General features: G+C 44.5%; 25 protein-coding genes. 23 read left to right on the forward strand and 2 right to left on the reverse strand.

Translation table 11 applies throughout. The features are described 5' to 3' along the window. Window position 1 precedes the first annotated feature (1 nt). Genes murD through WC805_00295 form a run of 6 tightly spaced genes read left to right on the forward strand, consistent with a single transcriptional unit; the run spans window position 2 to window position 5,378 of the window. Window positions 2-1,387, forward strand: a complete 1,386-nt coding sequence (gene murD, locus WC805_00270) for a UDP-N-acetylmuramoyl-L-alanine--D-glutamate ligase (GenBank protein MFA5966940.1) — start codon at window positions 2-4, stop codon at window positions 1,385-1,387. Next, window positions 1,387-2,586 (forward strand): putative lipid II flippase FtsW, encoded by a 1,200-nt coding sequence (ftsW, locus tag WC805_00275; GenBank protein ID MFA5966941.1) that lies wholly within the window; start codon window positions 1,387-1,389, stop codon window positions 2,584-2,586. The genes murD and ftsW overlap by 1 nt, the downstream gene beginning before the upstream one ends. Next, window positions 2,492-3,601: an undecaprenyldiphospho-muramoylpentapeptide beta-N-acetylglucosaminyltransferase gene (gene murG / locus WC805_00280; protein ID MFA5966942.1), complete on the forward strand. Its 1,110-nt coding sequence runs from the start codon at window positions 2,492-2,494 to the stop codon at window positions 3,599-3,601. The genes ftsW and murG overlap by 95 nt, the downstream gene beginning before the upstream one ends. Before the next feature lie 14 nt (window positions 3,602-3,615). Further along, window positions 3,616-4,059, forward strand: coding sequence for a Gmad2 immunoglobulin-like domain-containing protein (locus WC805_00285; protein ID MFA5966943.1), 444 nt, complete (start codon window positions 3,616-3,618; stop codon window positions 4,057-4,059). Then, entirely contained in the window at window positions 4,059-4,898 is an 840-nt protein-coding gene (locus tag WC805_00290; protein ID MFA5966944.1) for a tRNA pseudouridine(55) synthase TruB, read from the forward strand. The genes WC805_00285 and WC805_00290 overlap by 1 nt, the downstream gene beginning before the upstream one ends. Before the next feature lie 3 nt (window positions 4,899-4,901). Continuing rightward, the gene (locus WC805_00295; protein ID MFA5966945.1) at window positions 4,902-5,378 is read left to right on the forward strand and encodes a GerMN domain-containing protein; all 477 of its coding nucleotides are present in this window, start codon (window positions 4,902-4,904) and stop codon (window positions 5,376-5,378) included. Here the strand turns inward: WC805_00295 and WC805_00300 are convergent. Next, window positions 5,375-6,256 (reverse strand): D-alanine--D-alanine ligase, encoded by an 882-nt coding sequence (locus WC805_00300; GenBank protein MFA5966946.1) that lies wholly within the window; start codon window positions 6,254-6,256, stop codon window positions 5,375-5,377. The two genes, WC805_00295 and WC805_00300, sit on opposite strands and share 4 nt — an antisense overlap. A 112-nt stretch (window positions 6,257-6,368) precedes the next feature. On the opposite strand from WC805_00300, the gene WC805_00305 reads away from it, so the two are divergent. Next, a complete protein-coding gene (locus WC805_00305) occupies window positions 6,369-6,551 on the forward strand; it encodes a hypothetical protein (protein ID MFA5966947.1) in 183 nt (60 codons plus the stop codon). Between the two features lie 202 nt (window positions 6,552-6,753). Here the strand turns inward: WC805_00305 and WC805_00310 are convergent, their stop codons facing one another. Continuing rightward, entirely contained in the window at window positions 6,754-7,110 is a 357-nt protein-coding gene (locus WC805_00310; protein MFA5966948.1) for a hypothetical protein, read from the reverse strand. Window positions 7,111-7,359: 249 nt separating this feature from the next. Between WC805_00310 and WC805_00315 the strand changes: the two genes are divergently transcribed. The 16 genes from WC805_00315 (at window position 7,360) to cysS (ending at window position 21,443) form a co-directional block, all read left to right on the forward strand. Next, entirely contained in the window at window positions 7,360-7,668 is a 309-nt protein-coding gene (locus tag WC805_00315; protein ID MFA5966949.1) for a hypothetical protein, read from the forward strand. A 148-nt stretch (window positions 7,669-7,816) separates the two neighbouring features. Then, window positions 7,817-8,014 (forward strand): DUF378 domain-containing protein, encoded by a 198-nt coding sequence (locus WC805_00320; protein ID MFA5966950.1) that lies wholly within the window; start codon window positions 7,817-7,819, stop codon window positions 8,012-8,014. A 90-nt stretch (window positions 8,015-8,104) separates the two neighbouring features. Beyond that, window positions 8,105-8,860: a PD-(D/E)XK nuclease family protein gene (locus tag WC805_00325; GenBank protein ID MFA5966951.1), complete on the forward strand. Its 756-nt coding sequence runs from the start codon at window positions 8,105-8,107 to the stop codon at window positions 8,858-8,860. A gap of 93 nt (window positions 8,861-8,953) precedes the next feature. Next, window positions 8,954-9,130, forward strand: a complete 177-nt coding sequence (locus WC805_00330) for a hypothetical protein (protein ID MFA5966952.1) — start codon at window positions 8,954-8,956, stop codon at window positions 9,128-9,130. 8 nt (window positions 9,131-9,138) lie between these two features. Next, on the forward strand, window positions 9,139-9,795 hold the full coding sequence (locus WC805_00335) for a protease inhibitor I42 family protein (protein ID MFA5966953.1): 657 nt from the start codon (window positions 9,139-9,141) through the stop codon (window positions 9,793-9,795). Between the two features lie 652 nt (window positions 9,796-10,447). After that, entirely contained in the window at window positions 10,448-11,806 is a 1,359-nt protein-coding gene (murC, locus tag WC805_00340; GenBank protein ID MFA5966954.1) for a UDP-N-acetylmuramate--L-alanine ligase, read from the forward strand. Window positions 11,807-11,808: 2 nt separating this feature from the next. Beyond that, the gene (locus WC805_00345; protein ID MFA5966955.1) at window positions 11,809-12,684 is read left to right on the forward strand and encodes an FtsQ-type POTRA domain-containing protein; all 876 of its coding nucleotides are present in this window, start codon (window positions 11,809-11,811) and stop codon (window positions 12,682-12,684) included. A 224-nt stretch (window positions 12,685-12,908) separates the two neighbouring features. Beyond that, the gene (dnaX, locus tag WC805_00350; protein ID MFA5966956.1) at window positions 12,909-14,414 is read left to right on the forward strand and encodes a DNA polymerase III subunit gamma/tau; all 1,506 of its coding nucleotides are present in this window, start codon (window positions 12,909-12,911) and stop codon (window positions 14,412-14,414) included. 48 nt (window positions 14,415-14,462) lie between these two features. Continuing rightward, entirely contained in the window at window positions 14,463-15,812 is a 1,350-nt protein-coding gene (dnaB, locus tag WC805_00355) for a replicative DNA helicase (protein MFA5966957.1), read from the forward strand. Window positions 15,813-15,880: 68 nt separating this feature from the next. Further along, window positions 15,881-17,125: a hypothetical protein gene (locus tag WC805_00360; protein MFA5966958.1), complete on the forward strand. Its 1,245-nt coding sequence runs from the start codon at window positions 15,881-15,883 to the stop codon at window positions 17,123-17,125. Between the two features lie 11 nt (window positions 17,126-17,136). Beyond that, window positions 17,137-17,319, forward strand: a complete 183-nt coding sequence (locus WC805_00365) for a hypothetical protein (GenBank protein ID MFA5966959.1) — start codon at window positions 17,137-17,139, stop codon at window positions 17,317-17,319. Between the two features lie 76 nt (window positions 17,320-17,395). Beyond that, the gene (locus WC805_00370) at window positions 17,396-18,136 is read left to right on the forward strand and encodes a peptidylprolyl isomerase (protein MFA5966960.1); all 741 of its coding nucleotides are present in this window, start codon (window positions 17,396-17,398) and stop codon (window positions 18,134-18,136) included. Between the two features lie 4 nt (window positions 18,137-18,140). Next, window positions 18,141-18,440: a YbaB/EbfC family nucleoid-associated protein gene (locus tag WC805_00375; protein ID MFA5966961.1), complete on the forward strand. Its 300-nt coding sequence runs from the start codon at window positions 18,141-18,143 to the stop codon at window positions 18,438-18,440. A gap of 147 nt (window positions 18,441-18,587) precedes the next feature. Next, window positions 18,588-19,187 carry a recombination mediator RecR gene (gene recR / locus WC805_00380; GenBank protein ID MFA5966962.1) on the forward strand — a complete coding sequence of 200 codons (600 nt, stop codon included), beginning with the start codon at window positions 18,588-18,590 and terminating at the stop codon, window positions 19,185-19,187. Continuing rightward, window positions 19,184-20,086, forward strand: coding sequence for a DMT family transporter (locus WC805_00385; GenBank protein MFA5966963.1), 903 nt, complete (start codon window positions 19,184-19,186; stop codon window positions 20,084-20,086). Before recR ends, WC805_00385 begins: the two co-directional genes overlap by 4 nt. Beyond that, a complete protein-coding gene (gene cysS / locus WC805_00390; GenBank protein ID MFA5966964.1) occupies window positions 20,067-21,443 on the forward strand; it encodes a cysteine--tRNA ligase in 1,377 nt (458 codons plus the stop codon). The genes WC805_00385 and cysS overlap by 20 nt, the downstream gene beginning before the upstream one ends. Window positions 21,444-21,742 lie beyond the last annotated feature (299 nt).

Consider the following 21,742-nt stretch of genomic DNA (forward strand, 5'->3'; position numbering starts at 1 on the left):
TATGACGAGCTTTGAAACCCAATCGGGCAAAATTGCTATCCTAGGTTTTGGGAGAGAGGGGCTAGACCTGCTCCGCTTTTTCCATAAGTTAAAAGTCAAGCCAGTTGTTTTGAATGATACGGAAATTTTATCCACGCATCCGGCTTATCGTGAGATTCAAAAATTTGCCAGCGCGGTCAGAACAGGGACAGGCTATCTTAAAGGATTAGCCGATTTTGATTTGGTTTTCCGGAGTCCGGGCGTACCGCTGGATTTAGCTGCTATCAAGCAAGCTGCGCGTCAAGGAGTTACTCTTAGTTCATTAACTAAGTTATTTTTTGATTTATGTCCCGCCAAAATCATTGGCGTGACTGGAACTAAAGGAAAAAGCACCACCGCTGCGCTGATTTACCATTTATTAAAAGGCAAAACCAAAGGCAAAGCTTACTTTGGCGGCAATATTGGCTATCCACCTTTACAATTGCTTACTAAATTAACTAAACAGGATGTAATAGTGCTGGAATTGTCCAGTTTTCAGTTAGAAGATTTAACTAAAAGTCCGCAAGTAGCTGTGCTGTTAGGTATAGCGCCTGAGCATCTGGATCGCCACAAAACTTTTAAGAAATATATGGCAGCGAAACTCAATTTAGTCCGCTATCAAAACAAAAACGACTTTACGGTTGTTAGTGCCGATGAAGCTATTAGCGCGGTAGTTGCCAAAACTACTAAAGGAAAAATAATAAAGTATTCTAGCCGGAAAATATTGCCTCGGGGTGTCTATTTGGCTGGAGAAGAAATTATTTATCGGCATGTGCGGACAGGACACAGGCAGGTAGTTATTCAGGCCCAGAATGTTCCTTTATTAGGGCAACACAATTTAGGCAATGTTTTGGCGGCCTTAACCGTAGCCCTGTTATTAGAGGTGCCATTGGCCAGAATCCAGCGCCAAATTAAAACTTTTTCAGGATTAGAACATCGTTTAGAGCTAGTGGGACATAAACATAAAGTGCAATTTATTGATGATTCTCTCGCCACTACTCCGGTAGCCACTATGGCAGCGATCCAGACATTAACGGGACCGATCAGTTTGATTTTAGGGGGGTCAACCAAAAAAGAAAAATTTACGGAATTAGTGCGCTTACTAATAACTAAAGATATTCAAGGTGTCGTCTTAATCGGGGCTACTGCTCCAGTATTGGAAAAATCATTTAAAACTGCCAAAGTAAAATTTCCGTTTATGAAGGCAGCAGATTTTCCATCTGCTGTTCGACAAGCATATCGATATGCTGCGCCAGAAGGTACGGTGTTATTATCACCAGCCTGTGCGAGTTTCGGCTGGTTTAGGGATGCTTACGATCGCGGCGCTCAATTCAAACAGTTGGTAGAGCAAATTATTAGCGGTAAATAATGCGTAGATTTCATTCACCTGATCCTTATCTTATTTTAGCCACGCTGGTGTTGGTGTTGTTTGGCTTAATTATGGTATCCTCGGCTTCCGTGGTGGAATCTTACCAAGCCACCGGGAGTAATACTTACTATTTCTTTCGCCAGGCTCTCTTTGCTACTGCGGGCTTAGGATTGTGGTTTGTACTGCAGCGCGTGGACTACCATAACTATCGCACCATCGCCACCAGTGCGTTGATTTTGGGAATAGTTTTATTGGTGGTTGTGTTTATCCCGGGCTTAGGCGTGACTGCGGGAGGCTCGCGCCGTTGGGTGGGAGCGGGTGATTTGACTCTACAGGTAACCGAAGTAATGAAAATGGGTCTTATTTTCTATTTAGCCTATTGGTTTGAGCGCAAAGGGCCTAAAATTACCAGTTTTTACTATACTTTTTTGCCGTTCGCCGCTCTCTTATTGTTGATTTGCGGGTTGATTATCGCCGAGCCGGATATGGGCACCACTTTGATCATTGCAGGGATCGCTTTAGCTATGTATTTTACTGCCGGGGGCAGTTGGCAACACATTTCTTTATTAGTTATGAGCGGAGCGGCTGTAGTTTGGGCATTAACCTTAGCAGCGCCTTATCGTATGGCCCGCTTAATGACATTTTTTAATCCTGGAGCAGATCCTTTAGGAGCCGGTTACCATATCAATCAAGCCCTGATTGCTTTGGGGTCGGGGGGTCTCACTGGCTTTGGTTTCGGTCGTTCCCGCCAAAAATTCAACTTTTTGCCGGAAACATCTTCTGACTCCATTTTTGCTATTATTGGCGAGGAACTCGGCTTTCTCGGCATCTCATTGTTAGTTTTACTCCCTTTAACTATATTTATTTGGCGAGGGTGTCAGACTGCCAAAAGGGCCCCGGATGCTTTCGGGCGACTACTCGCAATCGGCATTACTACTTGGATAGGCTGGCAAGCCGCCGTTAATATCGGAGCCATCATCGGTTTGATCCCGCTCACAGGGGTACCGCTGCCATTTATCAGCCAAGGCGGATCCTCGTTAGTTTTTGTTCTGGCCGCTTCTGGTATATTATTAAATATCTCTAGACAAACGATTTATACTAAAGATGATGAAGATCCTTTTAGTGGGTGGAGGCACTTCTGGACACGTGTTGCCGGCACTGTCCGTCGGGCACGCTATCTTGAGAAAGAATCCCAATAACGAGATTTTATTTGTGGGTTCCCGTAAATTGTCTCATCGCGACATAATTGAGGCCGCTGGTTTTAAATTTGTGGGAATTCCGGCCGGTAAGCTGCGGCGATATTGGGATTGGCAAAACTTCATTGACGGTTTCCGCATTTTGGCTGGCACCATAACTGCCTTAGGAATAATTCTGCGTTTTCGACCGGATAAAATATTTATTAAGGGAGGCTATGTTGGAGTACCGGTTGGATTAGCGGCTTGGATTCTCCGGCGGCCATTGATTATCCATGAATCAGATTCCCGGATCGGCCTGGCTAATCGCTTGTTGATGCCGTTGGCGGAAAAAGTCTGCGTATCATTTCCGCTCGATGCTTATCGGGTAACTAAAGCGGTAGCTAAAAAACTGGTGCATACCGGCGTACCGGTAAACGATATTTTTTACCAACCGGAGATCAGTAACAATACCGGTATTCCTTTTTCTGAACATAAACCATTTATTTTGATTATTGGCGGGTCACAGGGTGCTCAAGCTATTAACCAAGTGATAAAATCGGCCCTGCCGGATTTGATCCAAGATTATCAAGTATTGCACTTAGCCGGAGCGCATAATTTTGCTGATTTGAAAGAGTGGGCAGAAATCGAAAGATTTCGGAATTATTATTTGTTCGAGAGTTTGCCTAATGAACAAATAGCTTATTTAATGCGGCGGGCAGCGGTGATTGTTTCGCGAGCCGGAGCGACCACTATTGCCGAAATAGCTGCCAGTGCTCGTCCAGCTATTCTCATCCCATTGCCGGGGTCGGCAAGCAATCATCAGTTGCATAATGCCGAATACTTGGCGGCCAAAGGAGCGGCGGTGGTATTGGAACAAGATCAGCTCACCCCGGTCACATTACAAGAAAGGATATTTAAAATTCTTAACTCCGATTTAGGTCCGCGCTTAGTTTTTAATATCAAATCGATTACCCAAAAAGATGCGGCGGATAAAATTGCCGATCTTATTTTGAGCGATAATAATAGTGATAATAATTAAATAGGTTTAAATATATGAAAAACTGGGGTTGGGTTGTGCTTGCAGTGCTAGTCGTTTCTATTATCTGGTGGGGAAAATTTGGTTTTCGCTTGGGCTCTCCGGCCATGACTTGTCTGTATAGTGATACTGAGAAAAAGATTGAAACCATTTGTGTTAATCAACTCAAAGAGAACGATTTAATCAGCAGTCCTCTCAAAATTACCGGGCGAGCGCGGGGTAACTGGTTTTTTGAGGCTTCTTTCCCAATCCAATTATTAGATCAGAATAGTAAGCGTTTGGCCGAGGTTGTGGCTACGGCGCAGGGTGATTGGATGACCACCGATCTAGTTCCTTTCACTGCCGAATTAACTTTTACCACCCCAGCAGGGGACACCGGCCAGTTAGTGTTGAACCGAGATAATCCCTCAGGGCTGCCTGAAAATGACGCCCAACTCATTATCCCGGTCAGATTCCGTTAATGCCCGGTATCTATTTAATTAACAAGCCTAAAGGCATCACTTCGCATGATGTAGTGGGTTATTTGCGCAAAGTAACCGGCGAAAAAACTATCGGTCATGCCGGCACGTTAGATCCCTTGGCTTCTGGTTTGATGATCGTGGCGATTGGCCGCGAATTTACTAAGAGAATTTCCGAGTTCTCTAAATTAGATAAAGAATATCTGGCCGAGGCAACTCTGGGTGCCACCAGCACCACCTATGACGCCGAAGGAGAGATTAAAAAGTTCTCTTTTTGTCATTCTGAGCGAATCCGCCAGCTGGCGGAGAAGTCGAAGAATCTCGAGACACAAGTGCCGAGATCCCTCGACTGCGCTCGGGATGACAGAATGGATGGCCGGGATGACAGAATGGATGGCCGGAATGACAAAATAGTGGAACTTAATCAAGCAGAAATAGAATCTGCACTCCAGAGTTTTATAGGGCCGCAGGAGCAGATGCCGCCCATCTTTTCCGCTAAAAAAATCAAAGGCCAAAAGGCTTACGACTTAGCTCGACAGGGGAAAACAGTCGAATTAAAAGCTGTGCCAGTCACTATTTCCGAGATTAAATTATTAGATTATCAATACCCGATATTAAAATTCAAAGTAAAAGTTTCTTCTGGCACCTATATTCGTTCGCTCGTCCATGATTTAGGGCAAAGATTGAACAAGGGAGCCTATATGTCGGAATTAGTTCGTACCTCTATCGGAGATTATAACTTAACCCAGGCGATTGATTTATACCAAGTCAAATCTCCCGCCGACCTACACCCCCACCAACTCCCCCTTGGTAAGGGGGAGGGTAGAGGGGGTTATAATTAAATTATGATGAAATATCTTATTTGGTTTTTATTGGGGCTGGCAGTTGGTTTGGGTGGTTATTGGCTGGTGGGGCAATATTATCACCCCCAAGCAACCCCGGTTACCCGGACAATTTTGGTTTACTTTAATAAAAGCGAACCCACCGATATTGTGCAGGTGGCAGTGGAGCGCACGATTGTTAAAACCGTAGCAGTAGCCACAGCCGCTATACAGGAATTATTGAAAGGGCCCACCGAAACTGAAAAATCTGCCGGGTTGACCACAGCCATGAATGCCGGTACGGTGCTAAATTATGTCAGAATTGATAACGGAGTCGCCACTGTAGATTTCAATAGCCAATTTGATTTCCAGATGGGCGGCTCGGCACGGGTCAGAGCTATTTACCAACAAATTTTCAAGACGCTCACGCAATTTTCCACCATCAAAGAAATAAAAATCACCATCGATAATGGTTCTCGCCCTGCCAACCTGGAGCCTTAATCAGTAGCCAATAGTACCAATTTTCCCATTAATTGGCGCATATCCAGACCAACAGCTTTAGCTGCTTTAGGATAAATGCTTTCGGGCGTCATTCCCGGTAAAGTGTTTATTTCCAAAATAAATAACCGATTTCTTCTTAATATCATATCCACGCGAGATAAGTGTCGACATCCACAAAGTTTATGGATATGTAATGCAATTGCCTGTGCTTGTTCTTGTATTTCTGTACTGATGTATTTTGGCGGGATATTCTCTTGAGTAGCGTTGTTATATTTGACTTCGTAATCAAACCATCTGTTTTCTGGAGGAATGATCTCTACCACAGGCAAAGCTGTATCGCCCAATATCCCCACTGTCAATTCCTGCCCGGCGATGTATTCCTCCGCCAATATGGGGCGGCTAAAATCTATATTTCTTAAATCGTCTGATGATTTAACTATTGCCACTCCGATGCTTGAACCACCTTCAATAGGTTTAAGCACTAATGGATAATTCCAGCCTTCTAAATCACTGGCTTCTTTGATAACTTCCCATTTGGGTGTTTGGATATTATTATCATCAAGGATCTTTTTAGTAGATACTTTATTAAAGCAAAGTTGAGACGAAACAGACCCCGAACCAACAAACGGAACTCCGATATCTTCGAGAATTTTTTGAATACGGCCGTCTTCGCCAAATTGGCCGTGCAACATTGGGATAACTAAATCAAACCCGCTTACTCTATTAGCAACGGAATCTATATTGAACTCATTCAGCTCAAAACCCTCTGTCTCGTATTTGGCCAGTTTACATGCGTTCAAAACTGCCAAACCAGAAGCTTTTGATATTTCTGCTTCAGACGATAAACCAAAACCACCATAAATTACTAAGATTCTCACAAATCAATCTTATCAGGTTCTATCTCCAGATTGGGCATAGAGACCGAAATCTTGACTTTCAGTAACATTGAGCCATAGTGTAAGTGAAGGATTTTAGCATAGGAGGTGTCTTATGCCAGAGGATCCTGAAAAGAAAAGTTTGTGGACTAAGCCTACTATTCGTCCGTTGCCACGCCTTAGCGAGGTAACTACTCCTACGACAATCAGTGCCAGTTCTCCAGCACGGAATAGAATTGCCGAAGATGCTCTCATGGAAGAACTGACAATGCTCTGTGAAGGGGCGGATGAGATCTAAGGACAAGCAACTTTAGCAAGGAAGTCGGAATCGCATATAGTTAAACGGCTATCCACGAACAAAAAAGGCAGTTTCCCGGAAGCTGCCTTTCCTTTAACTTCAGTATTCCCCAATATAGAGTTATAGTTGAAAAAAGCCATCGTTGGTGCACGATGGCCGTAAAAACCGGTTCAGTTGGGCGACGACAGCTAATGTTTGGATGTTAATTGTCCCAGAAATTATCTGCCGGGTAAACTTTGGGCGGCGGATTTCCAATAAGTCCAATAGACAGATTAGTCCGAATGCCGGCGACACTCCCTCGTTTGGTTTTAGGGATGTTCACGGCCACCAGCAGAGCCAAATCCTGGACGAGCATGTCTGGTTTGTGGGCAGTCTCGGGCAAGTTATCAGCCGCAATGTCGATCCATTGGGGACCCGACCCGGATAAGCAAGATTCGCATTTGATCTCTGCGTATTTCTTGATTTCTGCGGGGAGATATTCTCGTAGTCGGGCTTCGATTGTTGTAACTGCAATCGGAGACAACCCTTGCGGCAATCCGCTAACAGTGATAGTTAGCATCTTTTTTCCTCCGTGTATTCCGTATGTGTAATGTGCAAATTTGAGTCCGAAAGACTCACTGCAGATATATTAGCATAACACTTTAAATATTATTGTCCTAACCCCATCTCTAAACAGCGATAGTCAATAAGATAATTAGCTCCCAGAGTAGTAAATTATTGCTAAGAGCTAATTATCCATGTACAATAAAGTTAGACAATTCTAATCGCTCCTTACCATATCTCAACTTACAACCATAAGGAGGTTGTTATGGACACAGCAACAGTAACGTTGCAAACCGGGGTCGAAGTAGCGCCCAATCTGGTCGCAGAAATAACTCAAAATCTCGCATCCTTGTTGAAAAAAGATCCCCGGGGGCGATCGCTCATCTGCAATTTAGTGATGAGGTGTAAAGACCCCACTCATCCCATTTTTCGAGAAGATGAAGATAAGTTAAAAGATCTTTCTCTACTCCAGAGGGATGGATCTGTCTGTGACCCCGCCAAAGAAATTATTCTGGCCTCAGTTGAGGGGAAAGGTGATGAAACAAAACTTGTTCCACCTGTCCTTATTTCATAGCCTCGGTTATCCCAGCTTATCTGCCTTAGCAAGCCCTGTATATTCAGGGCTTTTTTATAAAAGACAGTAATTGATATTATTTTTCTGACAAACCATCTATAGTTTGGTATAATAAAACTGTTATTATTAATTTATTCGGGGGTTTTGCATGAAGATTGTTAATTGGATTGCTGCTATCCTGGTCATCGTGGGAGCGCTCAACTGGGGTTTCGTCGGTTTGCTTAATTGGAACCTCGTGACGACTTTGTTCGGCGAAGCGACCACTCTGACCACCGTGATCTACGACCTGATCGGCTTGGCGGCTATTTACGCCTTGTTCTGGATGCTGCCGAAAATGGTCAAGTAAACAGCGTTTCTCAAGTTGATTTTTTGTTTCAGCCAAAGTGTGATAACCTTTGGCTGAAACTATATTAAAAAGGGAATTTAAAGAAAAAATATGTCAGAATATTATCGCGGCAAACGCACTCGCGGCCTGTTCGATCCAGAATCGACCGAGCCGTTCAAAATCAGTCGATCCAAGATCGATCTGTTCTGTAATTGCCCCCGCTGTTTTTATATTGATGTGCGCTTAGGCATTGCCCAGCCGCCGGGATATCCGTTTAGTCTGAACTCAGCCGTAGACCATCTCTTGAAAAAAGAATTTGATATTCATCGGGCCGCCGGCAGTTGTCATCCTTTGATGGAGCATTACGGAGTCGATGCCATCCCGTTTGCCCATGCCGATCTAGATACTTGGCGCAATGCCAGAAGCGGTATTCAGTATTTAGATCCCGCCACTAACTTGCTGATTTATGGAGGGATTGACGATGCTTGGATCAAACCTCAGGGCGATCTGATCATTGTGGATTATAAAGCGACCAGCAAGGACAAGGAAGTTGATTTGGATGCAGAATGGCAGAAAGGTTACAAACGGCAAATGGAAATTTATCAGTGGCTTTTCCGCCAGAATGGTTTTCCGGTGGCGCCGGAGGGATATTTTGTTTATTGCAATGGTAAGCGGGACAGGGTTGCTTTTGATAGCAAATTAGAATTCGATATTAAGTTAATTCCTTATGCCGGTAGCACGGATTGGATCGCCCCCACGCTCTTAAAAATCAAAGATTGTTTACTGTCAGATAAAATTCCCCCCGCCGGGCCCGAGTGCGATTTCTGCACCTACCGCGCTGCTATCCAATCCCTGAAAAAGATTTAATTCTACTGTGATAAAATAATTACAGAGAGGGTTACTTACTTAAGTAAGTATTTAGGTAAGTACCAAGATAAGTACCTAAGTAAGTAATTCTTTATGTCACAAATCAAATCCAACCAGAATAATGTGCGTAAATTGACCAGAATCGCACGCTCCAGTATCGGATTGACTTTACCGATTGATCTGGTGCGCAAATTGGGTTGGCAAGAACATCAAAAAGTCGTGGTCAATGCTTCTGGCCGGCATCTGATCATCAAAGATTGGAGGAAATAATCATGATTATGACGAAAAAACTAATCCTATTATTACTAGGATTGTTGCTTATTGGTGGCTGTGCTCTAGGGACTAAATTGCCCCAATTTACTCTGGCCGACAATCAGAAAAATTATGATTTTCCGATCGATCAGCAATTTCAAATTACTTTGCCGTCTAACCAATCAACCGGATATCAATGGCAAGTAGATGACCTAACCGCTGGCGTCTTAGAGCAAGTCAGTAATGAATATAGGGTAGTTGAGAACGGAAAAAATGTTGTCGGGGCTGGGGGAGAGGAAATCTGGACCTTCCGGGTGTTAAAAGTCGAGCGATCGCATATTGTGATGAAGTATCTGAAGCCGTGGGACAAATTAGATGTGGCTAATAATTTTTTGGTGACTATTAACGGCAATCCGGGCGATGACGGGTTAGTGACTTATTTGGGTAAAATTACAGCCAATGCAGTTGGCGCTCAATTTGATGATTGTTTTGCGGCAGACAATGGTGATAAATTCGGCATCACACCGCTGACACAGAATAAGATTGAAGATCCCGGCGTTAAGGCCAAAATTGCTGAATTCATCGACAAAGATGTCTTGGTAGAGATCAGAGGTAAGTTGACGGATCCCGCGATTGATTGCAACGGCAAACAATTCATCGTCCACGAAATCCAAGCGAAATAAGCAAAACCCCCGTGAAGGGGGTTTCATAGCGGAGGAACCTGTTTGCAGTGCTCAATGCTGCCGCTGTTATAAGTCTCCAAGTAAAAATGTAGCTCGGGAGACTTATAAAAAGGACGAAACACTGATGCGCATCCCGCCACTTTTATGACAGGGCTGCTGTTACGAAGCGGAGAATGATTAATGCCTACACATATAGGCATAAACCATCCTGGAGGGTATGGCAACCCTGATAACACATTCTTCGCTAATTGGCGAGTTTGCTTGGTTAACTGATTGTCATCTGGCCGATCAGCAGATTGGTAATAGACTCCCCAAAGAGTGCTATAAGGTTCATAATAAGCCGGATGGAGATTCTTCAAGTCATATAGAATCCACTTATCCAGCTTAATATTCTGAATTAGGGTAAATATGTTACCCATTCTCTTCAAGTCCATGCGAGAACTAATCCGGATAGTAATATAGTAATCCGTTGTGACTAAGCGTTGAGTTGTCAATATTTCACCTCCCAGATGCGGTATTGATCGAGGACTCGCACATCTTAAGATAATATACTTATGGCTCGACAGTCAAATAGTCAATCAATCTTTGAAGCCTAGTAAGGAGTTTTTGGTACAATAGGAGAGTGAAAAATGCTAGTCCCAAACATTATTTTATGGTAGGAATAGGAGGTATCGGCATGCAAGCGCTGACGGACGTGCTTTTAGGGTTAGGACATAAAATTACCGGCAGTGACATTCAGGATTTTCCCGGCCGGGAGAGATTAGAGAAAAAAGGCGCCCAAGTTATTATTGGTGCTCAGATAGCGGCCAATATCCCACTCGATATTGACGGTTTAATCTATACTTCGGCGGCTGTGCGCGGCCAGCAAAAGCATCCCGAGATCGAAATAGCTAAGACCAAAGGTTTGCCGGTTTGGAAGCGTTCGGAATTTATCGGCGAACTCATGCAGGATAAAATTGGGATTACCGTTTCGGGCACTCATGGTAAAACTACTACTTCGACCATGATCGCTTTGATGCTGCAAGAAGGCGGCTTAGACCCCTCGGCGTTAATTGGAGCAGAAGTACGGAGTCTATCGGGCTGCGGAATTCTGGGCACTAGCGAATACATAGTAGTAGAAGCCTGCGAATATGACAGAGCATTTTTGGATATGAAACCCAAAATCGCAGTTCTCACCAATATCGATGCCGATCATTTGGATTATTATCAGGATATTAATGAGATCAAAGCTGCTTTTGCGCAATTTCTCCAATTAGTTCCTGAAGATGGCTTGATTGTAGTTTGCGGGGATGATCCTAATATTTTAGACATTTTGTCTCAAGCTAAAGCCAAAGTTATCAAATTCGGATTTGGTCCCAATAATGATTGGACAGCGAAAAATGTGGTTTATCGGGACAGAAAAATGGAGTTTGAGGTGGACGGGATTAAAACTTTTCTGAATTTCCCTGGCAAACATTTGGTTTTAGATGCATTAGCGGCAGTAATTGTCGCGAAACATTTGGGGGTGAGCGACCCGGCGATTAAAACGGTTTTAGAAAATAAATTCCATGGCGCTGCCCGCCGATTTGAAATATTAGGCGAAACCAAAGGAGTCACCTTTGTCGACGATTACGGGCACCATCCTACGGAAATTGCCGTCACCTTAGCTGCCGCCAGAGAATATTTTAAGACTAAAAAGATTTATGTGGTATTTCAACCCCATCAGTATAGTCGGACTCGCTTGTTGCTCTCGGATTTTGCCAAGAGTTTTGGCTCAGCGGATGAACTTTTATTAGCCCCAATTTTAGCCGTGCGCGATAGCGCAGAAGATTTAAAATCGGTGAGTACAGAAAGGCTGGCCCGCGAGATCAATCAGGTAAGTCACAACGCTACTGCTTATGCTGATTTTCCCGAGATCAGTGCTTATCTAAAAGATAAGCTGCAGCCGGGGGATGTAGTGATTTCTTTGGGGGCAGGGAAAAATAGCGACTGGGTTCGGGAATTTATTTCCCAGTATCTAACATTGGAGTAGCTATGAAACGGGGGTTTGCTTTCGAAAAGTTATTTAAGAAAATGGTAGCGAATACCAGGACATCATTGCGACCGACAGTCAGTTTTTATACAACTAAGCCGTCTTTGGTTCAGCCGGGCAAGCATCGGCTGAAAAAATTAGCCTGGCAGCCGAAATTATCACATCGGCCATTGCAAGCCGTAGCCACACCCCTGATTCGGACTTGTCTGGGTGTAATTTTGATTTTACTGATCTACTTTTTATTCGGTTCCCGTTTTTTTATTTTAGAAAACTTGGTTATCCAAGGCAATCGCTTGGTGGATGCAGCCATTATCGAAAAAACGGTTTTTCCTAACGGTTTTCATAAAACAAATGCTTTACTGTTTAATGAAGCCAAAGCCAATGCGCAAGTAATGACGCTGGCGCAAGTCAAAGCGGTAAATTTTCAGAAACAGATTTTTCAACATCAGCTGCTGATCAATATCGAAGAGCACGAAACTTCTCTGATCTGGCAAACTAACGGAGAAAAGTTTTTGGTCAATCGGGCCGGAGTGGTTTATGACATAGCTCCGCCCGAAAGTCCTCTGATAGTAGTAGAAGACCTGAAAAACGTACCGGTGAATTTAAAACAGCAGATTTTGACCACCGATTTTATTGAATTTGTTAATTTTGTGGCAGCTAATTTGTCGCGTAAGACTAAAGTGAATGTGCGCCAGATGATTGTTCCGGAAACCACTTTCGAATTAGAGGTAGTCACTAACGAAGGGTGGAAAATTATCTTTGATACCACTAAAAGTCCTGACACCCAGCTCAATAATTTAGCTAAAATTTTGCAAGGCGGCGCCCAACCCCGCCAATATGTCGACCTTCGTATTCTCGATCGCGTTTATTACAAATAGAGTATAAAGGAACAATTAGATTCCCTCCTTGTTGAGCCTGCCTGCCGGTTTACCTGCCGTAGGCATGGTAGGCAGGGAGGGGTTAGGGGAGGTGGATAAATAATTAATCCACCCCTCTCAATCTCCCCTCGGCAAGGGGAGAAGTTCTGTTTGTTAAATGCTGACCATTTGGTGTGGTTCTTTGTCGGCTATGCTATTATAAAAGGTGCAACTTAGGAGGTAAAATGGCAGATAACAAAGCTCTCTACCGTCGGTGGCGGCCGCAGGTCTTTGCGGATTTGGTAGGGCAAAACCATGTTAAGCAAACTATCATAAACGCCATTAAACAGGGGCATGTCAGTCATGCTTATTTGTTTGCTGGGCCCCGGGGGACTGGCAAAACTTCATTGGCGAGATTGGTAGCCAAGGCCCTTAATTGTTTAGACCTGAAAGAAGGTGAACCTTGCGGCAAATGCGCTAATTGTTTAGCTCTGGCAGGGGGACGTATGATTGATTTGATCGAAATTGATGCCGCCTCCCATACTAGCGTCGACGATGTCAGAAATCTGATCGAACGGGTTAATTTTACTCCCTCAGTCGGTAAATATAAGGTTTATATTATCGATGAAGTGCACATGCTCTCTAAGAGTGCTTTTAATGCTCTCCTAAAAACCTTAGAAGAACCGCCGGCGCATGCTATTTTTATTTTAGCTACCACGGAAGTACATAAATTGCCGCCTACAGTCATCTCTCGCTGTCAGTATTTTGATTTTCATTTTCTCTCTCATGCGGAAGTCACGGAACAATTGCGCAAAATTGCCAAACAGGAAAAAGTGGATATCGACGATGAGGCTCTCCGAATTATTGTCGACAATGCCGAAGGCAGTCTCCGCGATGCCATTAGCATAATGGATCAGGCGACGAGCTTTGCTGACGGCAAGGTGGATCCAACTACTTTAAAAGACCTTTTAGGGATTGTGGATACGCGATTAGTGGGTGAGCTTACTCAAGCTTTGCTGGATAAAAACGTTGTGGCAGGCATCAATTTGATCAATGAAACTTATTTTAAAGGATACGATTTAAATCAGTTGAGCAAACTTTGGCTGGAATTTTTACGCGAATTACTAATGATCAAATTGGGGAATAGCCAACTAGTCCAAAAATCAGAAGACGAAAAAATGGCTATGGCAAAACAGGCGGAGGGTTTTACTGTCAGCAGTTTAGTTAATTTGTTGCAGCGGCTGGTAGAAGCCATCAATCAATATAAGGTAGCTAGTTTGCCCCAGTTAGCTTTAGAAATGGTGCTGGCCAAAAGCTGTAGTGAAACCAGTGCAACGACCCAGGGCAAATCTATGTCGGTAGCAGTACCGCCGATAGCTCATCCAGTTTCAAATATAATTGAACCGGTGGCAGAGCCTTCTTCTTCTCTGTTGTCGCCGGATTTGAGTGCGGCAGTTTTGTCCGCACCGGGAAGCAGTGAGATTAAGGAAAAATTATGCGAATTATTGAGCGCTGCCAGTCCCTCGCTCGGAGCAGTGCTTAAAACTTGCCAGGTAGAAAATCCGACCGGTAAATTGCGCATCAAAGCTCCCAGTAAGTTTTTAAGAGATACTCTGGAAAAATCTACTAATCGAGAATTGATTCGGGAGCAATTGGTTAAGTTACAGGTAGGCAGTTTAGAAATCGAATATATAGCGGAAGAGTCGCTAGAAACGGCGGCAGCAGTGGCCAAGGTGTTTGATATAATGTAAAGTCTTCCGATTAACCCCATAAACACTATGCAACTGCCGAGCAATTTAATGCCACCGCAAAATGTCGATGCAGAGAAATCTCTGTTGGGGTCTTTATTGTTGGACAAAGACGCCATTATCAAGATTGCAGATCTGATTCGACCGGACGATTTCTACGAAGATCGCCATGGCATTATTTTTGGCGCCATGATGAATTTGTATGAAAAAATGCGGCCGATTGATGTAATCACTGTTACGGATGTTTTGCGGGATATGAAAAAATTAGAGGCGGTGGGAGGCGCGAGCTACTTGACCAGTCTGGCGGGAGGATTACCGAGTAGTGCCAATGTGGTTCGGTATGCGGAAATCATCGTTTCGAAGGCTACCCTTCGGGGGTTGATTGCCGCCGGAGCCGATATTACCTCATTTGGTCATGCAGAAAATAAAGAACTCGACACGTTACTGGACGAAGCCGAGAAACGCTTGTTTATGGTGGCAAGACGTTACCTTAAGGGAGGGTTTGTGTCTGTGCGAGATGTGTTAGGCGAAGCGTTTGAAAGAATTGATAAATTACACGAGCATCGGGGCCAGACTCGAGGCGTTCCTTCAGGTTTTAAATTATTGGATAATATTTTGTCTGGTTTTCAGAAATCCGATCTCATTGTGGTAGCGGCGCGGCCGAGTATCGGGAAAACCAGTTTGGCGCTTAATTTTGCCTTGAATGCAGCCAGTGAAGGATATTCCATCGGTATGTTCCATTTGGAAATGTCTAAAGATCAGGTGGTTGATAGATTGATTAGTGCCCAGTCAGGGATTGATTCTTGGCGGTTGCGGACGGGCAATTTAAGAGAAGAAGATTTTAGCCGGTTGTCTGACGCCATGAGTAAATTGTCCGAAATGCAAATTTATATCGATGATTCACCCGGGTCGAATGTTATGGAAATGCGGACTAAGGCACGGCGGCTGCAAGCCGAAAAAAAGCTAGATCTCCTGGTGGTGGATTATTTGCAATTAATGGAGGCACGGAAAAATTCCGATAGCCGGGTGCAAGAAATCTCGGAAATTTCCCGGGGTCTAAAAGCCTTAGCGCGGGAATTGAATATTCCGGTGATTGCGGTTTCCCAATTATCGCGTGAAGTGGAAAAGCGGCCGCGGAAAATCCCACAACTGTCTGATCTGCGGGAAAGCGGTGCCATCGAACAAGATGCCGATATCGTTATGTTTATTTACCGGGAAGATTACTACAATAAAGATACTGAACGGCAAAATATTGCCGATATTATCATTGCCAAACATCGCAACGGTCCGATTGGGCAAATCGAACTTTATTTCAAACCGGAAATTATGACCTTCCGCACTCTAGAAACTGAGCGGGGATTAGAAATTGAAACGCTAGTCACGATGGAAGAGACCGCTTAAACGGTACTCCCAAGGCAATCGAAAAAGTTTACTGTTATAATAAAAGAAGAATAACAGTAACTCTCTTTATGAGTAAGCAGCCAAGGCTAGTTATATGGGAGTTTCTTAAAGGGGAACTACGCACTATTTTAGCGCTAGTCTTGGTGTTGGCTATTTTTGTCGGTTTTGGTTTGGCGGCCGGTGATGACAGTATTATTTTTGATTTTGGTACAGGTAATAGTTCAGAGCTTTTCCCGGGAGCTTTACCGGTTAATGGCGGTGCCACGGTTTATCCGAAAACCCTGAATAATATTACTTATGGTTGGCAAACACCTTATGTGGCCGAGCACAGCAGTGGATCACAGGTGAATAATTTGCTGACCACCGATTCTAATCAAGGCGCAACTCCCAATACTTTTAAAGTGAGCGGGCTAACCAGCCCTTATTACACCGTTACTGTTATCAGCGGTGCACTCAATAGTGATCTGACGACTAAGATCGTCGTAAACAGTGCCAATTATTTAATCAACTCAGTTGCGGGAGAATGGCAGACGGTTACGTTCAAAGTCACTGCCAATAGTGGGGCCATTGATTTTCTGTTCAGCCGGCAAGGCAAAAATCTCTGGGGAATTAATGCGCTAACTTTAACGCCTGCGAGTGCGCCTCCGATTTCGCCAACCTTTACTCTTTTAGTTGAACCGACCGAACATCAAGTGGCGGCCGGAGGCACTGCGCTATATCAGGTGGCGGTAGACCAAGTAAATTATTATGGCAGTGAAGTGGTTTTGTCGGTGGTCGGCTTGCCCACCGGCATGAGCGCTAAGTTCACGCCCGTTTCTGGTACTCCGCCTTTCACAGCGGCTCTAGAAGTTTCTGTGGACGCTGCTACAGCCACTACTCGCTACGGCTGGATGGTGATAGGCAAAGGCGATGATCCCAGTGCTTATACGGTCAACAAACACATCGGTCTGTTGGTCACCCAACCAGGAGAAGAGGTTGAAATAGTGCCTGTCTTCCCTCCGATTACTAACCAGGAAGCCCAGGTGCGCATTGATCAGTATTCCAAGCTCGAAGTGAAAAAGCTGCCTGATGGACAAGAAATTAGTTCCCTGGCCGATATTGCCCAAGTTACCTCCTCGGGTATCCCAGTGATGTCAGAACTGCCCCTACCCACTTCTTTAGTAGATGCTTCTTTACTTCAATTAACCAAAGCCGGTATAATTGGCACGGTGGTAGACAGCGCTCCTCCCGCGCAAGTTCTGGGAGAAACGGACCAAAAAAGACCAGGATTTTGGGCGCAATTCTTTGGCGCGATGTTTAACCCTGCGAGATAATATAGACAACAATGGTAACACAAGGATTTATTCAAGAGTTCAAGCAAGAAGCTCTCCGGCAGCGAGATTTTACTAATTCGTTCTGGCGGCAACTCGCGGTAATCATCGTTTCGATTGTTATTATTCAAATTGTCGGGCCCTATATAATTTTCTGGGGAACCAATATCGCTGCCAACCAATTCAAGTGGTTTTAAGTTGAAGCTTAAAACTGACTGGCAGCCCCGCTATGGGCGATTTTGAAGTATTGTCATAAATAGGTAAAATAGAGCTATGTCTAAAAGAGAACGGGAAAGAAAACAGCAGAAACTTGATGAGCGCCGGGCGGCCCTCCGAGAACTGAGAGCCCAACGGAATTTATATCGAGTGGCTTTCCCTTGGAAAAAACTGATTTGGGCGGTTGGCAGCACCGTCATGATTGTTTTGTTAGTTTGGCTAGTGCCTCGGGGAATCGTCTGGGCGAGTAGCTTAAGCAAAGTTTCGGGCCCCTTTGGCGAGATTAGCCGTAAAGAACTGAATAACAGTAAATTTGCCACCATTGTGACTAACCAAGGCGATATTAAGGTGGAGCTGCTCAATACGATTTCTCCTAAAACCGTAGCTAATTTTGTCTTATTGGCGAAAAAGGATTTTTATGATGGCGTGAAATTCCACCGGGTGATTAAAGATTTTATGATCCAAACAGGGGATCCTTTATCGAAAGATGCTGATCCGGCCAACGATGGCACCGGCGGGCCGGGCTATACCTTTGCCGACGAGATCAGCGAGGATAGCCCCAAACTGGTTCGGGGAATAGTGGCGATGGCTAATTCGGGAGTTGATACTAATGGCAGTCAATTCTTTATTGTGACCAAAGAAGCGGTCGATTGGTTGGATGGCAAACATACACCGTTCGGCCAGGTGGTTTACGGAATGGATATAGTAGATAAAATCGGCAACACCCCGACCGATGCGGCAAATGATCGGCCCAAACAGGATATTATCGTCAAGGATATTATTATTAGCACCAGCTAAGGTTATGTTCGAAAAGACTAAAAAATTATTTGAGCTGCAAGGCAAGGCCAAAAAACTGCAAGGTACTTTGCGCGAGATGGAATTTATGGGCAGTGAGTTGGGCGGTAAAGTCAAAGTAACTGTTACCGGTGAGCAAAAAGTTACCGCTATCGAGATCGATGACAGCCTGGTTAATTTAGAAGAAAAAGCTAGTTTAATTAAATTTGTCACCCAAGCTACCAATGCTGCTATAAAACGCGCCCAGCAGGCGGCGGCTACCAAAACCAAAGAGATTATGGGTGGTTTGGGCATCCCCGGACTATAAGGGTAGCATCTAGGGGTTAGCATCTGGCATCTAGCGATTGCATGAAAAGTTATAATGAATTAGGGAAGATGCTACACGCGATTATTGCCAAACTGAAATTAAAGCCAAGCCCTAAATGCTGAATGCTATCCTCTAAATGCTACCAATATGTATTCATTACCCAAATCGGTTTCAAAGTTGATTGAAGAGCTCAGTAAGTTGCCGGGGATTGGGCCAAAAACCGCTTCCCGGTTAGCTTTTTATTTGATTAAAAATCCGGGGATGGATATCAAATCTCTGGGCGAGGCTCTGCTCGATCTGAAGAGTGATTTGGTTTATTGTGCCGAATGCCACAATATTGCCGATAGCGATCCCTGCTCAATTTGTACAGACAAAACCCGCGATGCGCAGATTCTGTGTGTGGTGGAAGAAGCCATTGATGTTTTAGCGATTGAGAAATCCGGCGGTTATCAGGGCAAATATCATGTTTTAGGCGGTCGGCTTTCGCCTTTGGAAGGCATCGCGGCGGCAGATTTGAATTTAGCTTCTTTAGTGGAGCGAGTGAAGAACTCTGATATTTCAGAAATAATCATTGCTACTAACCACAATATCGAAGGTGAAACCACGGCTTTATATGTCACGAAAATATTAGAAGCCACGGGTATTAAGATTAGCCGGATTGCCTCGGGGCTCCCGATGGGCAGCGACCTCGAATATGCCGATGAAGTAACGCTAACGCGAGCTTTTGAAGGGAGGCGGGCGGCATGAAAGAATCGCGCACGCTCTTTTTGATGCAGGCGTTGGTCGCCACTTTTTTGTGGTCAGCTTCTAAAATTATTTTAAAACTGGGACTGGGTTTGCTTTCCCCTTGGCTGCTTATTGGTTGTATTCAGGCAGTAGCTTTTTTGGGCCTATTAATTTATAGCCGGTTTTATCCGATAAAATTAAAACAACAGCTTAAATCAAGCGAAATTTACGCTCTTGTTTTGTTGAGTATGATGGGGTTTGTGGTCGCTCCCGTGTTTTCTGTGATCGGTCTAAAATATGTGACCGGTCTTACCGCCGGTTTAGTGGCCGGCTTGGGGTCTGTTTTGGTAGTGCTGTTGGGCTGGTGGATTCTCAGGGAGCGTCCGCGGCAATGGCAAGCTTTCGGGATTTTATTGGCAGTACTGGGGGCTTATGTTTTTTTGGGTGACGGCCAATTTACCGGTTCTCTTTTAGGCGTATTTATGCTAGTGTTATCAGAATTTGCGTATGCTTTTAATATTGTTTTAACTAGATTACTCATGCGGCAACCGGGCGACCAATCATTATTAGTGGCTTTAATCGGCTCGTTTATGGGAGCAGCCATTCTACTGCCTGTCGGTTGGTTAACCGGCAGCAGCGTAGCCCTGGGTTATTGGCAAACTTGGCTAGTAATTGGATCGGTCGGCCTAATTTTTGCTTTTGCCGGGCTCTTGTGGAATTATTCGCTAAATTATTTACTGTCGTTTGAAGCTTCGGTATTGCAAAATACCATGTTGATTCAGGTAGGTTTGCTCTCTTGGATTTTTCTGCGCGAAACGATTGTTTGGTATCACTGGTTGGGTGCGATAATAGTATTGATGGGAGTCTATTTAGTCAACCGACAACTCTTAAACCAGCGTTATGCATCCAGCCGAACTTAGATTTTATAACACGCTTACTCGGCAAAAAGAAATTTTCCGATCCCTTAGGCGCGGAACAGTTTCACTGTATTCTTGCGGACCGACCGTGTACCAGGCGGCGCATATTGGCAACCTCAAAACCTATTTGTTTGTCGATATTTTAAAGCGGGTGTTGGAGTACGATGGCTATCGGGTGAAGCACATCATCAATATTACGGATGTGGGGCACTTAACTTCCGATGCCGATACCGGCATCGACAAGGTAGAAGCGGCCGCAGAGCGGGAACACAAAACTGCCCCAGAAATTACCAAACATTATGCCGATCTGTTTCAAAAAGATTTGTTAGCGTTAAATATTGAAAAACCTACCAAATTCGCCTGGGCAAGTGAGTATTTAAAAGATCAGATCAAGTTAGTTCAGGAGTTGGAGAAAAAGGGGTATACCTACAAAACCTCAGATGGTATTTATTTTGATACCGCCAAGTTTCCCGAGTACGGTAAATTAGCCAAAGTTGGGGCCGGGGAGGCGAGAGTAGCTCATAGTAGTGGAAAACACAGTGAAGCAGATTTTGCGCTATGGAAATTTTCTCGGTCTGATGAAACCAGGCAGCAGGAATGGCCCAGCCCCTGGGGCGTGGGTTTCCCGGGTTGGCATTTAGAGTGTTCCGCGATTTCCACGAAAGAGCTCGGCCAGCCGTTTGATATCCATACCGGCGGCGAAGATCATATCGCTATCCATCACAATAACGAAATTGCCCAAAGCGAAGCCGCTTACGGAAAGCCTCTCGCTAACTATTGGCTCCACAGTATGTTTTTACTGGTAAATAATGCTAAAATGGCCAAAAGCCAAGGGAATTTTTTGACCTTAGCGGATTTGGAGAAACAGAATTATGAACCATTGGCTTTCCGGTATCTAGTAATTTCCAGCCACTACCGCAATAAGTTAAATTTTTCTAAAGATGCCATGGACGGGGCCCAAAATTCATTAAATAAATTACGAGAGTTTTTTGCTAAACGAGCTCCGTGGGGAAAATCATTACAAAATCATCGTAAAGCTTTTATGTTGGCTTTGGGGGACGATCTTAATATGCCGGAAGCGATCAAAGAAGTTTGGAAGGTTGTAAAATCCGATGAGGATTTGGCCGACAAACAAGCTACCATTTTAGATTTTGATCGGGTGTTGGGATTGGGGCTTAAAAGTTATCGCCCGCCGTTAATCCCGCGAGAGATTATCGATTTATCTCGTCAACGCGAAGCAGCTCGCGTCGCCAAAGATTGGATTAAATCCGACGAATTGCGCCAAGCCATTGAAGCTAAAGGTTATCAGGTTCTCGATACCGACTCCGGCCCCACCCTCAAGAAAGCATCTAGGGACTAGCCCTCCTTCGCTATAGGCTACGGAAGGGCAAGCATTTAGCATCTAAGGGAGAGAAAAATAATTCCCCTCCTGCCGGAGGAGGGGCTGGGGGAGGTGGGAGTATATATTCCCCGAGCGTAGTCGAGCCTGCCTGCCGGTAGGCAGGGGGCTACTTTATAATGTCCGTCATCCTGAATTTATTTCAGGATCTCCCCACCGTCATTCCCGCGGAGGCGGAAATCCAGACAAGAAAATAAACAGAAACATTTTTTCTGTTCTTTTCTAGATTCCGGCTCGGAGGCCGGAATGACGGACATAAA

Source organism: Patescibacteria group bacterium (assembly GCA_041659905.1).
GTDB lineage: Bacteria > Patescibacteriota > Kazan-3B-28 > Kazan-3B-28 > UBA10110 > UBA10110.

What these genes read in the sequence shown, in the direction of transcription:
- murD (MFA5966940.1), top strand. Translation starts at nt 2, where the DNA reads ATGACGAGCTTTGAAACCCAATCGGGCAAAATTGCTATCCTAGGTTTT.
- ftsW (MFA5966941.1), top strand. Translation starts at nt 1,387, where the DNA reads ATGCGTAGATTTCATTCACCTGATCCTTATCTTATTTTAGCCACGCTG.
- murG (MFA5966942.1), top strand. Translation starts at nt 2,492, where the DNA reads ATGATGAAGATCCTTTTAGTGGGTGGAGGCACTTCTGGACACGTGTTG.
- WC805_00285 (MFA5966943.1), top strand. Translation starts at nt 3,616, where the DNA reads ATGAAAAACTGGGGTTGGGTTGTGCTTGCAGTGCTAGTCGTTTCTATT.
- WC805_00290 (MFA5966944.1), top strand. Translation starts at nt 4,059, where the DNA reads ATGCCCGGTATCTATTTAATTAACAAGCCTAAAGGCATCACTTCGCAT.
- WC805_00295 (MFA5966945.1), top strand. Translation starts at nt 4,902, where the DNA reads ATGATGAAATATCTTATTTGGTTTTTATTGGGGCTGGCAGTTGGTTTG.
- WC805_00305 (MFA5966947.1), top strand. Translation starts at nt 6,369, where the DNA reads ATGCCAGAGGATCCTGAAAAGAAAAGTTTGTGGACTAAGCCTACTATT.
- WC805_00310 (MFA5966948.1), bottom strand. Translation starts at nt 7,110, where the DNA reads ATGCTAACTATCACTGTTAGCGGATTGCCGCAAGGGTTGTCTCCGATT.
- WC805_00315 (MFA5966949.1), top strand. Translation starts at nt 7,360, where the DNA reads ATGGACACAGCAACAGTAACGTTGCAAACCGGGGTCGAAGTAGCGCCC.
- WC805_00320 (MFA5966950.1), top strand. Translation starts at nt 7,817, where the DNA reads ATGAAGATTGTTAATTGGATTGCTGCTATCCTGGTCATCGTGGGAGCG.
- WC805_00325 (MFA5966951.1), top strand. Translation starts at nt 8,105, where the DNA reads ATGTCAGAATATTATCGCGGCAAACGCACTCGCGGCCTGTTCGATCCA.
- WC805_00330 (MFA5966952.1), top strand. Translation starts at nt 8,954, where the DNA reads ATGTCACAAATCAAATCCAACCAGAATAATGTGCGTAAATTGACCAGA.
- WC805_00335 (MFA5966953.1), top strand. Translation starts at nt 9,139, where the DNA reads ATGACGAAAAAACTAATCCTATTATTACTAGGATTGTTGCTTATTGGT.
- murC (MFA5966954.1), top strand. Translation starts at nt 10,448, where the DNA reads ATGGTAGGAATAGGAGGTATCGGCATGCAAGCGCTGACGGACGTGCTT.
- WC805_00345 (MFA5966955.1), top strand. Translation starts at nt 11,809, where the DNA reads ATGAAACGGGGGTTTGCTTTCGAAAAGTTATTTAAGAAAATGGTAGCG.
- dnaX (MFA5966956.1), top strand. Translation starts at nt 12,909, where the DNA reads ATGGCAGATAACAAAGCTCTCTACCGTCGGTGGCGGCCGCAGGTCTTT.
- dnaB (MFA5966957.1), top strand. Translation starts at nt 14,463, where the DNA reads ATGCCACCGCAAAATGTCGATGCAGAGAAATCTCTGTTGGGGTCTTTA.
- WC805_00360 (MFA5966958.1), top strand. Translation starts at nt 15,881, where the DNA reads ATGAGTAAGCAGCCAAGGCTAGTTATATGGGAGTTTCTTAAAGGGGAA.
- WC805_00365 (MFA5966959.1), top strand. Translation starts at nt 17,137, where the DNA reads ATGGTAACACAAGGATTTATTCAAGAGTTCAAGCAAGAAGCTCTCCGG.
- WC805_00370 (MFA5966960.1), top strand. Translation starts at nt 17,396, where the DNA reads ATGTCTAAAAGAGAACGGGAAAGAAAACAGCAGAAACTTGATGAGCGC.
- WC805_00375 (MFA5966961.1), top strand. Translation starts at nt 18,141, where the DNA reads ATGTTCGAAAAGACTAAAAAATTATTTGAGCTGCAAGGCAAGGCCAAA.
- recR (MFA5966962.1), top strand. Translation starts at nt 18,588, where the DNA reads ATGTATTCATTACCCAAATCGGTTTCAAAGTTGATTGAAGAGCTCAGT.
- WC805_00385 (MFA5966963.1), top strand. Translation starts at nt 19,184, where the DNA reads ATGAAAGAATCGCGCACGCTCTTTTTGATGCAGGCGTTGGTCGCCACT.
- cysS (MFA5966964.1), top strand. Translation starts at nt 20,067, where the DNA reads ATGCATCCAGCCGAACTTAGATTTTATAACACGCTTACTCGGCAAAAA.